This is a genomic window from Micromonospora sp. CA-240977, from assembly GCF_050942285.1.
Taxonomy (GTDB): Bacteria; Actinomycetota; Actinomycetes; order Mycobacteriales; family Micromonosporaceae; genus Micromonospora.
Window position 1 is genome coordinate 3,333,529 of the sequence record NZ_CP192055.1, and the last position, 12,992, is coordinate 3,346,520.

Sequence of the window (12,992 nt, forward strand, 5' to 3'; positions counted from 1 at the left end):
GACCGGAGGGGGCGGCGTGCGCGAGATCGACAAGGTGGCCTGGATCCTCATCGAGGACGGGCGGGTGCTGAGCACCCGGTCGGCCGGCAAGGATGTCTGGTACCTGCCGGGCGGCAAGCGCGAGCCGGGGGAGACCGACCTGGAGACCCTGCGCCGGGAGATCGACGAGGAGTTGAGCGTCGAGGTGGACGTGCACCACGCGGTGCACCTGGGCACCTTCACCGCCCAGGCGCACGGGCACGCGGGTGGTGTCACAGTGCGAATGACCTGCTACCGGGCCGGGTACCGGGGACTGCTGCGGCCGGCCAGCGAGATCGCCGAGATGGCCTGGCTCGGCTACGCCGACCGGCACCGCACCTCACCTGTCGACCACCTCATCTTCGACCACCTGCTGGCCGAGGACCTGCTGCGCTGACGGCGCAGTTTGTCCCGGCCGGCCCGGGGTAACCGCCCGGACGTGACCGACCGCGACGGGTTCCCGTACTTCATCGACGCGGTGTCCCGCCGGTCCGGCCTGCCGTCCGAGCAGGCCGCCGCGCTCGCCCGCGCCGTACTCCAGACGTTGGCCGAGCGGGTGACCGGCGGCGCGCCCGACGACCTCGTCGGACACCTGCCGAACGAGGTCGACGGCTACCTGACCGGCCCGGCCCCGGATCTGACCGGCCCGGCCCCGGATCTGACCGGCGCGGCCCCGGATCGAGCTGGGGCGGTCGGCTCTGCCCCGGATCCGGCCGGTGTCGGCGGACCCGATGGCGGCCTGGACGGGCTGGACACCGGGGTGGGGCTCGATGTCGGTGGCGCCGCGGTTCCTCCTGCGCCGGACGCCGGTCCGGCGGAGTTCCTGCGCCGGGTGGGAGAGCGCGCCGGAGTGGACCCGGCCACCGCCCGAGCGGGAACCGGGGCGGTCTTCAGCACGTTACGTGCGGCGATGACGGTCCGGGAGTTCCGGCAACTGGTGGCGCGACTGCCGCGCGACGGCGACGGCGGAGCCGTGCGATACCTGCCCTAAACCCGCCCCGCCCCGCGCCGTCCGGTCCGGGGCGAGATCCACTCGCGTTCGTTGACGTCGGGGTGTCGCAGAGGGCGGGACACCCCGCTTTCCGTGAACCCGAGCCGATCAAGCCGGCTCGTCGCGACGGGCGGAGCTCACGTCGCGGAGTCGGGCAGCTCCTCCGGGTCGGTGATCCAGGCGGAGAACACCGGCACCCCGTGCCACGGCCCGGTGGTCCCGTCCGGCCGGGTGTCGGTGGCGACGGCCAGCACGGCGTACGGGTGGCCGAAGCGCAGCTCCGCGGTGCGTGCCACGCCCTCCGGCGGCAGGCTGACCACCCCGAACATCCCGGTCACCGCGGCCGCCTCGAAGCCGTACCGGTCGTACCGGGCCAGCGCCGTCTGTCGTGCCTCGAAGCCCTGCACGGGTTGGGCCAGCGCCCTCGCCAGCGCCGCCGTGGCCGCTGGAAAGCCCAGCGCCGGAGCGCTCAGGTCGTGCTCGCTCCGGGCCGACCAGCAGGGGAGCACCGCCGTGTGCCGCTCCTCGCGGCCGTCGCGGGCCCGGGTCCGGACCCGCTCCTCGCTCAGCGTCCACAGCGGAGTCTCGCCGAGCGGCAGGTCGAACAGCGACCGGCTGCCGGAAGGCGGCGTGCCGTCGGCCGCGCCGGCACCGAGGTCGTACGCGACGGCCAGCACCTCGGCGGGCGACACCTGCGGTGCGGCGGCCACCGAGAGGACGACGAGCCCCGCGCCGTCGCTGCTCTGGGCCGGTGCGGCGTGCACGATCACGTCACCGACCCGATTGCTGGACACGATGGCGCACCGGTGGCCCTGGCCCGGGCTGCGCAGCACCTGGCGTAGCCGGCGCGACCAGGCGCTGCCGGTACCGAGCGCGCGGGCATCGGCGCTGTCGAACGGGGTCGCCCAGGAGATTCGGGTGGCCAGCGCGCTGGCCAGGGCGAAGACCACATCCGGGCCGACCTTCAGCGGGAACGTGTCGATCAGGCCGTCGGTGTGCTCGCGCGCCCAGGCGTCCAACCCCGCCTGGTCGGGCAGGGCGCCGACCTCGGTCGTCGTGGGCAGGCCGGCCCGCCAACCGGTCGACCCACCGCCACCCTGGCCCGCCCGCTGCCAGAGCGCGGTGGCGGACGCGACGAGCGGATGCGGCGCCTCCAGTAACGTTCGGGCGACCTCCGCCGCGCTGGCCAGGTCGGTGCCCAGAGCGCGAGCCAGGTCCTCGGCGGCCGGGTCGGAGTCGGCGGCGGTGGCGCAGACCGCGAGCAGCAGCCAGGCGCCGAGCGGGGAGGCGACGTGGTGCCGGTCGCCGATCGTGGCGTGCAACCGCGCGGCGTACGCGGCGAGCGGCCCGTGCGGATCGGTCGTCATCCCCCCACTCTGCCCGCCGGGCCGGCTCACGACCACAGCTCGAACGGCTCGTCGATCTCCTCGCCGGCCAGGAAGGGCGTGATCAGCCGGGGGAGTTGGCCGGGGTAGAACCGGTCCGGGCTGGCCACCACCTCCGGCAGCGGCCACCAACGGAAGCCGAAGTAGTCCTCCCGCTCGTAGTCGAGGCGATGCGCCTCGTCCACGTCCGGGCCGGGGCCCGCCAGCCGTACGGTGACGACCACCTCGTCCTGGACGTGCCGCACCTGACGGTGCAGGAAGCTTGCCCGCCGTCGCCAGGTCGGCGCGCCCACCTGGTCGCTGGCGACCACGATGCCGGTCTCCTCGCGCAGCTCGCGCACTGCGGTGTCGCGGTAGGTCTCCCCGGGGTCCATGCCGCCGCCCGGCAGCTCCCACCAGGTGCCCAGCCGGGGATGGTCCGGGTCGTGGGTGTGGAACAGCAACACCCGATCGCTGTGGTCGATGACCACCACCCGTACCGCACGCCGTTCGAGGATCGGCAGGTCGTTGGGTACGTCAATCATCGCCCCAGTCTGCCGCAGCAACTCCCACGCCGACGGCCGGCGTGGCGACGGGTAGGCTGCCCGCCGTGGCTGGTCTGTTGAGGAATGTCGCGGCTCGTATCTCCCGGGTGGGCGCGGTGATCCCGTCGCCCCGACGTACCGGGCCGGCACCCGCGCAGGTGGCCCGCCGCCGTCAGGTGAGCGCCCTGCAACGACGGGAGCTGACCTACGCCCCGGAGCGGGACGGTCAGGCCGACCCCGGCGAGATCGTCTGGACGTGGGTGCCGTACGAGGACGACCCCCGGCAGGGCAAGGACCGGCCGGTGCTGGTCGTCGGGCGGCACAGCCGGACGCTGTTCGGGCTGATGCTGTCCAGTCAGAGTGAGCGGGACGGGCAGCGGCACTGGTTCGCGCTCGGGCCGGGTGAGTGGGACCGGGACAACCGGCCGAGCTGGGTCCGGCTGGACCGGGTGCTCACCATGCGGGAGGACAGCATCCGCCGCGAGGGTGCCGTGTTGGATCGGCCCCGGTTCGACCGGGTCGGGCAGGCGCTGCGCGCGGGCTACGGCTGGCGTTGACCGTGCGGCCGTAGGCCGATCGGGCGTGGCATCCGGCGGTCGGCCGACCGGGCGGGGCATCAGGCCGTCGGCGTGGCCGGACGGCGGGGCCGGGTGTGATCAGGCCGGCGTGTTGCTCGGGCCGACCGCGGCGCCCTGCGTGTCGGGCGGTGGGTAGGGCTGGTCGGCGAGCAGCCGTGCCAGGTGCGCGGTGTTGAGTGCCAGGGCCTTCGTGGTGCGGCCGGTGGTGTCGGGCTTGGGGCCGGCGTCGCGGTAGTCCACCTTGTGCAGAGCCTCGCCGACCCAGTAGGTCGCGGCGGCAGCGGGGACCGTGAACCCGACCTCGTTGAGTGCCTGCTGCACCTCGCCGATCGTGTGGTGCGCGCCGTCCTCGTTGCCGACCACGGCGACGCCGGCCACCTTGCCGTAGGTGCGGAGCCGACCGGCGTCGTCGGTCTTGGACAGCTCGGCGTCCAGGCGTTCGAGGACCATCTTGCAGACGCTGGCCGGCTGACCGAGCCAGATCGGCGTGGCGATGATGAGCACCTGGGCCGCCAGCAGCTTGGCGCGGATCGCCGGCCAGCCGTCGCCGTCACCCTCGTCCGTCGACACCCCGAAGCGCACGCCGTGGTCGACCACCCGGACCAACTCGCCCTCGACGCCCTGCGCGGCCAGCTCGGCCAGCACCTCCCGACCGAGTTGCTCGGCGCTGGACGGGGCCGGCGACGGCTTGAGGGTGCAGTTGAGCACGAGGGCGCGAATGGTCGCCACGTCGGTTCCCTTCGGCCGTCGACCTGTGTGACTGTCTTCCCATACCCGGGCAACGGCGCAACGAACATCACGGCAGCCGGACCGCGGTGCGGTGACCGACGAGTCGCGCCGGGTGCTGCCGGCGTACCACGGGGATCGTGACCGCGACTCGGGTGGCGCTCGAGCGGCTGTGCGACCCGGACCCAACTGATCCCGTTGGTCCGGTGGCCGCGGAGCTGGCGGGATGTGCTCCACAGAGCGGACCCGCCCCTTGCCTCTTCCAACGTATATCGCATGGGGGGTCTTGCCGCAAGACCCCCCATGTGCCGCAGAATCTCCTGACGAATCCCAAACCTGGGAAAATCGGGGGATTTCATGATTGACGTGATTATTGCTGGCGGCGGCCCGACGGGTCTGCTGCTGGGCAGCGAGCTACGGCTGCACGGGGTGCAGGCCCTCGTGCTGGAGAAGGACGCGGAGCCGACCAGGTTCGTGCGTGCGCTCGGCCTGCACGCGCGCAGCATCGAGGTGTTGGACCAGCGCGGCCTGCTGGAGCGGTTCCTCGCGCTCGGCACGCGACACCCCGTCGGTGGCTTCTTCGCCGGCATCGCCAAACCGTCGCCGGGTGGGCTGGACAGCGCCCACGCCTACGTCCTCGGCATTGCGCAGACCAGCACGGACCGTCTGCTGAACGAGCACGCCAGCGACGTGGGTGTGGAGATCCGACGCGGCTGCGAACTGGTCGGGCTCAGCCAGGACGACGACGGGGTGACAGTCGAACTGGCCGACGGCACGCGGCTGCGCGCGCGCTATCTCGTCGGTTGCGACGGCGGTCGCAGCACGGTGCGCAGGCGGCTCGGCGTCGATTTCCCCGGTGAGCCCAGCCGGGTCGACACGCTGCTGGGCGAGATGGCGGTGACCGCCCCGCCGGAGACGGTCGCCGCCGTGGTGGCCGAGGTCCGCAGGACCCAATTCCGGTTCGGTGTCGGGCCGCTCGGGGAGGGTGTCTACCGCGTCGTCGTGCCCGCCGACGGGGTCGCCGAGGACCGTTCGGTCCCGCCGACCCTCGCGGAGTTCAAGCACCAACTGCGGGTGTACGCGGGCACCGACTTCGGCGTGCACTCACCGCGCTGGCTCTCCCGGTTCGGTGACGCCACCCGGCTGGCCGAGCGCTACCGCACCGGCCGGGTGCTGCTGGCTGGCGACGCGGCACACATCCACCCGCCCACCGGCGGACAGGGGCTCAACCTCGGCATCCAGGACGCGTTCAACCTCGGCTGGAAACTGGCCGCGGAGATCAACGGCTGGGCGCCCGACGGGCTGCTGGACAGCTACCACACCGAACGGCACCCGGTGGCCGCCGAGGTGCTGGACAACACCCGCGCGCAGATGGAGTTGCTGTCACCCGCTCCGGGTCCGCAATCGGTCCGCAAGCTGCTGTCGGAGCTGATGGACTTCGAGGACGTGAACCGCCACCTGATCGAGAAGGTCACCGCGATCGGGGTCCGCTACGACTTCGGTGACGGTCACCCGCTGCTCGGCCGCCACCTGCGGGATGTGCGGCTGAAGCAGGGGCGCCTCTACGAGCTGATGCACTCCGGCCGGGGACTGCTGCTCGACCGGACCGGCCGGCTCTCGGTCGACGGTTGGGCGGATCGGGTCGACCATGTGGTCGACGTGAGCGAGGAACTGGACGTGCCCGGTGTACTGCTCCGGCCGGACGGCCACGTGGCGTGGGCCGGCGACGACCAGGCGGGCCTGCTGGGTCAGCTGCCCCGGTGGTTCGGCGAACCCGTCAACTGAACCGGTGGCGGGAGCCGTCGTCACGGCTCGGCGGTGCCGATGTCGTGGTACGGGGCCGTGCGCGCACCGGTGACGCCGGCCCACTCCCGACTGCCGTAGCACCAGTGCCACCATGCGTGCGGCGAGCCGACCATCCCCACTGTGGACAGCACGCGGCGCAGCAGGAGGCGTCGACACTGGATCTCGACGGTCAGCTCCGGTGGTGTCCCCGTCGGGTCGATGTCGTACACCGCGGAGCCCAGCCAGAGTTCCTGGCCGAGCGGATCGCAGAGCGTCAGGTCGGCCTCGCCGCCGGTGTGGTGACCCAGGGGGCCGGGCATGGCGCTCTCGGCGTGCCCGGCCTGCGCCCTGGCCGTTCGGTAGCCGTCCACGACAAGCAGTCGGAGATGGACCGGCAGCAGGCTCTGGGCGGCGACGATGCGGTCGACCACGCCGAGACGGAGCCGGACGGGCAGGTCCGTGCGCCGCGTCGGGCGGAGTCGCAGTGATGGCACGGCGGTCAGGTCGATGAGCGGCTCACCGCACTCCACCGCGCCAACCATCCAGTGCCGGAGTAGGGGCGGCACGGTCTCCCGGCTCGTGTCGTACACGGTGTGTCTCGCAATCACGCCAGCGCTCCGGTGGAACCCTGTCGTTCCCAGGGCCCCACCGGAGCGGTTCGTCGGTGTTCGTGGTCAGCTGATGGCGGTCATGAACTGCCAGTCGGTGCCGATGCGGGTGCGGGTCTTGACGACGGCGTCGGTGGTGGCGGTGCCGGTGCCGGGGTAGAGCCACAGTTCGCCGTCGGTCTCGCGGGCGGCGATGTCGGCCTTGCCGTCGTTCGTGAAGTCGCCGGCGGTGATGGCGTTGAGGGTGCTCCACCCGGTGCCGATGCGGGTGCGGGGCTTGACGACGCCGTCGGTGGCGGCGATGCCGGTGCCGGGGTAGAGCCAGAGTTCGCCGGTGGCGTGGCGGGCGACGAGGTCGTCCTTGCCGTCGTTTGTGAAGTCGCCGGTGGTGAGGCCGTTCATGTTCTGCCAGTCGGTGCCGACGCGGACGCGGGGGAGGGTGACGACGGCGTCGCTGGTGGCGGTGCCGGTGCCCTTGTAGAGCCAGAGGATGCCGTCGGCGTCGCGGGCGACGAGGTCGGCCTTGCCGTCGTTTGTGAAGTCGCCGGCGGTGATGGTGGCCAGGGTGTTCCAGCCGGTGCCGATGCGGGTGCGGGGCTTGACGACGGCGTCGCTGGTGGCGGTGCCGGTGCCGGGGTAGAGCCAGAGTTCGCCGTCGGCGTCGCGGGCGACGAGGTCGGCCTTGCCGTCGTTTGTGAAGTCGCTGCTGACGAGGGTGGTCATGTTGTCCCAGTCGACCCCGACGCGGATGCGGGGGAGGCTGACGACGGCGTCGGTGGTGGCGTTGCCGGTGCCGGGGTAGAGCCACAGGTCGCCGCTGCCGCTGCGGGCGATGATGTCGGCCTTGCCGTCGCCGCTGAAGTCACCCGACACCCCGAACATGTCCGGCAACTCGGGTGCGGGCGGCGTCCAGAGGGCGTCCACGATGATCTGCGCGTCGGCCGCCTGGGTCTGGTAGCGGTCGGGATACGCGGAGACCTGGACCGCCTGGCACACCTCGCCGATCGGCGCGGTCTTCCACGAGTTGTTCGGATACTCCCGCAGCATCTTCCCCAGGAACGCGTTGGTGGCCCAGGTCGGGTTGAGGCGCTCGGCCGCCGAGCCCCAGGAGGCCCGCTGCTGGAACAGCCCGAGGCTGTCGTGGTCCAGCTCCTCGTCGACGTTCTGCAGGTGCGTTTCCACGATGACCGTGGCGATCGCGATGACCGCCGCCCGCGAGGTGAGCCCTCGGGCCTTGACCGCGTTCACCACCATCCGGGCGCAGGATGTGCGGTAGGCGTTCATGTATCCGCGCATGTCGGATCGGAGCTGGGCGTTGAGTTGGGTGGCCATCGTGCTGTCGGCGCCGGTGGTGCCGTTCGGGTCGCAGGGTGCGGTCGGGTACGCCACTGCGGCTGACGCGAACGCCGGCGGGATCGTCGGGGTCGGCTCCGCGGCGGAGGCGGGCACCGCGCCGGTGCTCAGGAAGGCGGCACCGACGGCGAGGGCGGTCACGTACCGGATCGGGGCGTTCAGGATCTTCATCGAAATCTCCAGGGGTGTCGTGGTGAGAGTCGTACGAGGCAAGCGGGTACCGCTGCCGGGCAGCAGCCATCGGCGTCTGTCGACGCGGGGTCGTGCGGCGGATGGACACCGTCGGGGTGCTGTTGGTCCGACGGCCGGTGTCCGCGCTCAGCTGATGGCGGTCATGAACTGCCGGCCGGTGCGGGTGCGGGGCGTGACGACGGCGTCGGTGGCGGCGGCGGCCACCGCCAGTGCCGCGGCGACGAGGCGGACGGACCGCCTCCCCCGTGTCGTCCTGGTCATGTCATCGTCCTTCCTCAGAGCGCGGGTTGCGCACAAGGAAGGTCCCGTGACCGGCTACAGAACGGCTGCAGTCGCCCTTCAGAGGGTCGTCGGTAAATCCTGGAGGATCTCTGGAGCGCCGTCGTCGTGTTCGGCGAGCAGTTCGGCGTGCTGCCAGGCCCCGTACTGACGGAAGACGGCAAGCACCTCGGTACGCAGGGCGGCGGCGGCCTCGTGCCGGCCCCGGGCGCGCTCGACAAGGGCCAGGTCGCGCAGGGCGTGGGCCCGATCCAGTGGCAGGCTCAGCGCCTCCCAGATGCGCACAGCCTCGCCGATCCGCCGCTCGGCCTCGTCCAGGTCGCCCTCGCAGAGGTGCAGCTCGCCGAGCGCGACAAGGGTCGCCGCCCTACCCCAGCGGTCCCCGGCGCGAATGCTGACACCCAGCGCCGTTCGCAGCAGCTCCTCCGCCGCCGCGCCGCGCCCCAACCGGATCAGCGCCTTGGCCACCGTGCGCAGGCAGTATCCGGTGAGCAACTGGTCGCCGACCTCCTGCGCCCCGGCCGCGGCCTGTCGGGCGGTCTCCAGCGCCTCGTCGGCCTCACCCCGAGCCAGGTGCCACATCGACAGGTTGCGTTGCACAAGCGACAGGCCCCGGCGACTGCCGGCCCGACCGTACGCCTCCAGCGCCTGCCGGAAATGATCGGACGCACGCGCGTTGTCACCCTGCTCGAGGCGGACCGAGCCGAGCAGGCGGTGAACGTACCCGACTGCGATGTCGTCGGCGATCTCCGGCAGCAGGACGGCGGCGGCGTCCAGGAAGTGCAGCGACTCGTCGAAGCGTCCCCGCTCGCGACAGGTCAACCCCAGCGCGGTCAGACTGGCGGCCTCGCCCCGGCGGTCCTTGCTGCGCCGGAAGGACTCCAGCGCGCGGCACAGGTATTCGGTGGCCTCGTCGTGGCGGTCCTGAAGGTTGCGCAGCGCGCCGAGACCATAGAGGAGGATGGCTTCTCCGTAGCGGTTGTCGGCGCGTTGCGCGGCGCCGAGCGCGACGTCGTGCGCCGCCGTCCAGACGGCGAAGCGCTTCTCGGTCGGGAAGGCGGGCACCATCAGCAGCGCCGCGAGGTCGCACGCGAGCTGGTCGAGGTCGAGGCCGGCCGCGACGGCCACCATCGCGGCGAGCACCTCGTGCTCGCCGGAGAACCACGCCGCCGGTTCGGCCAGTGCCTGCCCGATCGCCAGGGGAAGGGCCGGTTGGGCGATGACCGGGCGCTGCTGGGCGACGAACTCGCCGGACGGGCTGACCGCGGCCGCCGCGTCCACCAGCCAGATCAGCGCGGCGCCCAGGTCACTGACCCGGCGGCGGCGGGTCTCGATCGGGTCGTCGGCCTCGGCCAGCTCGCGGGCGAAGAGTCGAACCAGGTCGTGCAGTCGGTAGCGGAGCTGATGGATCTCGCTGACCCGCACGACGTCGACCAGCTGCGCGTCGACCAACCGCTCGATCAGGTCCTCACCGACGGCCTCGGTGACGCCGAGCGCCGCGGACACCACCCAGGACGGGAAGTCGGGTAGGCCGAGCAGGCCGAGGATGCGCAGCACCTCCTGCGCCGCGGGATCAAGGGTGCGGTAGCTCAGCGCGATGCTGGCCCGCACCTCCTGGTCGCCGACGGTCAGCTCGTCCAGGCGTCGCCTCTCGTCGGCGAGCCGTGCCGCGAGCAGGTGCAACGGCCACCGCTGCCGGCCGGCGAGGCGGGCGCCGGCGACCCGGATCGCCAGCGGCAGCCCGCCGCAGTGCTGCACGATCTGTCGTGCCGCGCCCAGCTCCTCAGCGGTACGGCCGCCACCCACCACCCGGTCCAGCAGGTCGACCGAGTCCTGCGGGTCCATCATGTCGAGCTCGGTCAGGCCGACGCCCGCGATGCCACCCAGCCGCATCCGCGAGGTGATCAGCACGGCGCACCCGGACGCGGCCGGGAGCAGCGGACGGATCTGCCCCTCGGAGCACGCGTCGTCGAGGATCAGCAGCAGCCGCATCGTGGCGGTGAGCGTCCGGAACTGCTGCGTGCGTTCCTCAAGTGTGGTGGGTAGGGCGACGGCGGCCATCCCCAACGCCTGGAGAAAGCGACTGAGCACCTCGTCCGCGCTGCGGGGGGAGTTGTTGATGCCGCGCAGGTCGGCGTAGAGCTGACCGTCCGGATATCGGCCGGCCACCTCGTGCGCCACGCGCAGCGCGATTGTCGACTTGCCGATGCCACCCTTGCCGACGATGGCGTGCACCCGTGCGGAGCCGACCACCGGGGCCGCGGACAGGGCACCGACCAGTTGCCGGATCTCGTCGCGACGCCCGGTGAAGTCGGCGGGCGCGGGTGGAAGTTGGGCAGGGCGGGCGCGGCCCGGCGTCGGCCCGGCGGCGGCGTCGTGGCCGGCCGGCTCGCCGGCGTCGGTCGTCGCCCGTTCGTCGGGCCCGGCGCGCGTTGGGCGGTGTGCCGCGTCGCCCGACGTGACGATTTGTTCGTCCTCCCGTAGCAGCCGATCGTGGAGCGCACGCAGCTCCGGACCGGGTTCGATGCCCATCTCCGCGACGAGCGCGGCGCGTCCGGCGCGGTACACGGCGAGCGCTTCCGAGCGGCGGCCCAGCGCGGTGAGGGCGACCATGAGTTGGCCGCGAAGGTGTTCCCGGAACGGGTGTCGCCGGACGAGGTCGGTCAGTTCGGCGCTCACGGCGGCGGCCCGACCGAGGGTGAGCTCGGCGGCCACCCGTTCCTCGGCGGCGACCAGGCGCAGCTCGTCGAGTCGGAGCCGTTCACCGGAGAGCAGGTCGCTGGGGACACCGTCCAACGCGGTCCCCTGCCAGAGACCTGCGGCGAGTCGGAGCAGCTCGACAGCGTCCTCGGGCCGGTCCTGCTGGGAGGCGGCGCGCCCCTCGTCGAGCAACCGCTCGAACACGTCGCGGTCCAGCGAGTCGGGGCCGATCCGGAGCAGGTAACCCGGCGCCCGGGTGACGATCTCCGCGGTGGGGTCCACCCGCATGATGACCTGCCGCAGGGAAGAGACGTAGGTCTGGAGCACGGCCCGGGCGCTGCCCGGTGGCCTGGTGTCCCAGACGACGTCGATGAGGCGGTCGACCGGCACGACCCGGCCGTGGTCGACAAGCAGCGCCGCGAGCAGGGTGCGCGGTTTCTGCCCGCCGAGCGGTACGGGCCGGCCGTTCTGTAAGGCCTCCACCGGACCCAACACACGGAATTCCATATCACCCCCGTGACAGGTCTCCACCGAGCAATGAGGGTAACTCTTGATCGATATCGGGGTGACCCCGTGTCACCGGCCGGGCGGGCTCGTGGTCAGCGCTCGGCCAGGCGGGCGCTGTCGACGAGTTGCCGGGGCGACCGGTCGCCGCCGAGGCTCTTCGCCTGGTACATGGCCGCGTCGGCGCGGCTGAGCGCGTCGGTGAGCTGAGCCGGACCGGTCACCGGGGCGAGCCCGACGGACGCGGTGACCCGGACGCTGCATCCGCTCAGTCGGATCGGCGCGGCGACTGTCTCACTGAGACGGCGGGTGGCGTGCTCGATCCAGCGCCGGTCGACGGTGGGGGTGGAGAGCAGCCCGGCGAACTCGTCCCCGCCGAGGCGGGCGACGAGGTTGTCCCCGGCGAAGCCGGCGAGCCGCTCGGCCACGCTGATCAACACCTGGTCGCCGGCGGCGTGCCCGTACTGGTCGTTGATCTGTTTGAAGTCGTTCAGGTCCAGCACGACGGCGATCAACGGCTCGCCGGCCGCGTCGGTGAGCAGGGCGGCCGCGAGGCGGTAGAAGGCGCGGCGATTGGGCAGCCCGGTGAGGGGGTCGTGACTCGCTGCGTGCCGTTCGGCGGCCAGCTCGGCGTGCAGGTGCCCGATCTCGGCCTCGGCGCGCAGCGCCCGTCGCCGCAGCTGCCAGGAGGAGAGCAGGGCGCCGGCGGCACAGACGCCGGAGGCGACACTCATCGGATCCGGCACGAACCCTCCCATCGCCTCGACCGCCTCCAGCCTCGGTCGACGCGGCGTGCCGCGTCGGGGCCACGTTTTACCTGATGGTTGCCCCTGTAGGGGTAACTCAAAGTGAACGGATGGCCACCGATCACGTGCGTTATCATGCTCGCCGTCCGGTGCAGATGCAATAGCAGATGCACGTGCATGACCGTCCACTGTCGATATGGCACCCCCCTCGCCGTCACCGCTCCTCCCACGGCCACCGGCGGGCTCGTGAGCAGAAAGACGCCTCCATGCAGCAGCCACCCAATGGCGTACCGATCCACCAGCTGCCTCCGTTGAGCTGGCAGAAGAGCCGCCGAAGCAACCCCAGCGGCAACTGTGTCGAACTCGCCGAACTGCCCGGAGGAGCGGGCATCGCGGTCCGCAACTCGCGACATCCGGAGGGGCCGGCCCTGATCTACACGGTGGACGAGATCACCGCCTTCGTGCTCGGCGCACGCGACGGCGACTTCGATCACCTCATCAACTGACCGTTCGTCGGCGGGAACGTCCCGGCGACGGGACCGAATAGCCGGTCCGGAGGAGTTCACCTCACTGTCGGTCCATGGCATGCTTACACGTCGGTCG

General features: G+C 72.2%; 13 protein-coding genes. 5 read left to right on the plus strand and 8 right to left on the minus strand.

What is annotated here, in order from left to right; all coding sequences use genetic code 11:
- Positions 1-16 precede the first annotated feature (16 nt).
- Both ACQPWW_RS15190 and ACQPWW_RS15195 read left to right on the plus strand, forming a co-directional pair.
- Positions 17-415 (plus strand): NUDIX hydrolase, encoded by a 399-nt coding sequence (locus ACQPWW_RS15190; RefSeq protein WP_433133207.1) that lies wholly within the window; start codon positions 17-19, stop codon positions 413-415.
- A gap of 42 nt (positions 416-457) precedes the next feature.
- The gene (locus tag ACQPWW_RS15195; protein WP_433133209.1) at positions 458-1,009 is read left to right on the plus strand and encodes a DUF2267 domain-containing protein; all 552 of its coding nucleotides are present in this window, start codon (positions 458-460) and stop codon (positions 1,007-1,009) included.
- A gap of 137 nt (positions 1,010-1,146) precedes the next feature.
- Here ACQPWW_RS15195 and ACQPWW_RS15200 read toward each other — a convergent pair whose 3' ends face one another.
- Both ACQPWW_RS15200 and ACQPWW_RS15205 read right to left on the minus strand, forming a co-directional pair.
- Complete coding sequence (locus ACQPWW_RS15200) at positions 1,147-2,376, minus strand: hypothetical protein (RefSeq protein WP_433133211.1); 1,230 nt, start codon at positions 2,374-2,376, stop codon at positions 1,147-1,149.
- Positions 2,377-2,402: 26 nt separating this feature from the next.
- Entirely contained in the window at positions 2,403-2,918 is a 516-nt protein-coding gene (locus ACQPWW_RS15205) for an NUDIX hydrolase (RefSeq protein ID WP_433133213.1), read from the minus strand.
- Between the two features lie 65 nt (positions 2,919-2,983).
- On the opposite strand from ACQPWW_RS15205, the gene ACQPWW_RS15210 reads away from it, so the two are divergent.
- On the plus strand, positions 2,984-3,475 hold the full coding sequence (locus tag ACQPWW_RS15210; RefSeq protein ID WP_030336385.1) for a type II toxin-antitoxin system PemK/MazF family toxin: 492 nt from the start codon (positions 2,984-2,986) through the stop codon (positions 3,473-3,475).
- Positions 3,476-3,574: 99 nt separating this feature from the next.
- Here ACQPWW_RS15210 and ACQPWW_RS15215 read toward each other — a convergent pair whose 3' ends face one another.
- Positions 3,575-4,225, minus strand: a complete 651-nt coding sequence (locus ACQPWW_RS15215; protein WP_433133216.1) for a flavodoxin family protein — start codon at positions 4,223-4,225, stop codon at positions 3,575-3,577.
- Positions 4,226-4,579: 354 nt separating this feature from the next.
- Here ACQPWW_RS15215 and rox point away from each other — a divergent pair, with 354 nt between their 5' ends.
- Entirely contained in the window at positions 4,580-6,007 is a 1,428-nt protein-coding gene (rox, locus tag ACQPWW_RS15220) for a rifampin monooxygenase (protein WP_433133218.1), read from the plus strand.
- 20 nt (positions 6,008-6,027) lie between these two features.
- Here the strand turns inward: rox and ACQPWW_RS15225 are convergent, their stop codons facing one another.
- From ACQPWW_RS15225 to ACQPWW_RS15245, 5 genes are all read right to left on the minus strand, one after another.
- Positions 6,028-6,615, minus strand: a complete 588-nt coding sequence (locus ACQPWW_RS15225; protein ID WP_433133220.1) for a hypothetical protein — start codon at positions 6,613-6,615, stop codon at positions 6,028-6,030.
- 66 nt (positions 6,616-6,681) lie between these two features.
- Positions 6,682-8,139 (minus strand): FG-GAP repeat domain-containing protein, encoded by a 1,458-nt coding sequence (locus ACQPWW_RS15230; protein WP_433133222.1) that lies wholly within the window; start codon positions 8,137-8,139, stop codon positions 6,682-6,684.
- Positions 8,140-8,286: 147 nt separating this feature from the next.
- Positions 8,287-8,421 carry a hypothetical protein gene (locus ACQPWW_RS15235; RefSeq protein WP_433133224.1) on the minus strand — a complete coding sequence of 45 codons (135 nt, stop codon included), beginning with the start codon at positions 8,419-8,421 and terminating at the stop codon, positions 8,287-8,289.
- Positions 8,422-8,499: 78 nt separating this feature from the next.
- Positions 8,500-11,646 carry an AfsR/SARP family transcriptional regulator gene (locus ACQPWW_RS15240; RefSeq protein ID WP_433133226.1) on the minus strand — a complete coding sequence of 1,049 codons (3,147 nt, stop codon included), beginning with the start codon at positions 11,644-11,646 and terminating at the stop codon, positions 8,500-8,502.
- A 92-nt stretch (positions 11,647-11,738) separates the two neighbouring features.
- Positions 11,739-12,389 (minus strand): GGDEF domain-containing protein, encoded by a 651-nt coding sequence (locus tag ACQPWW_RS15245; protein WP_433133228.1) that lies wholly within the window; start codon positions 12,387-12,389, stop codon positions 11,739-11,741.
- 266 nt (positions 12,390-12,655) lie between these two features.
- On the opposite strand from ACQPWW_RS15245, the gene ACQPWW_RS15250 reads away from it, so the two are divergent.
- A complete protein-coding gene (locus tag ACQPWW_RS15250; protein ID WP_030490204.1) occupies positions 12,656-12,895 on the plus strand; it encodes a DUF397 domain-containing protein in 240 nt (79 codons plus the stop codon).
- Positions 12,896-12,992: the final 97 nt, after the last annotated feature.

Bases quoted from the DNA above. Each gene is read 5' to 3' on its own strand.
- ACQPWW_RS15200 (WP_433133211.1), bottom strand. From the start codon at position 2,376: ATGACGACCGATCCGCACGGGCCGCTCGCCGCGTACGCCGCGCGGTTG.
- ACQPWW_RS15205 (WP_433133213.1), bottom strand. From the start codon at position 2,918: ATGATTGACGTACCCAACGACCTGCCGATCCTCGAACGGCGTGCGGTA.
- rox (WP_433133218.1), top strand. From the start codon at position 4,580: ATGATTGACGTGATTATTGCTGGCGGCGGCCCGACGGGTCTGCTGCTG.
- ACQPWW_RS15230 (WP_433133222.1), bottom strand. From the start codon at position 8,139: ATGAAGATCCTGAACGCCCCGATCCGGTACGTGACCGCCCTCGCCGTC.
- ACQPWW_RS15235 (WP_433133224.1), bottom strand. From the start codon at position 8,421: ATGACCAGGACGACACGGGGGAGGCGGTCCGTCCGCCTCGTCGCCGCG.
- ACQPWW_RS15240 (WP_433133226.1), bottom strand. From the start codon at position 11,646: ATGGAATTCCGTGTGTTGGGTCCGGTGGAGGCCTTACAGAACGGCCGG.
- ACQPWW_RS15250 (WP_030490204.1), top strand. From the start codon at position 12,656: ATGCAGCAGCCACCCAATGGCGTACCGATCCACCAGCTGCCTCCGTTG.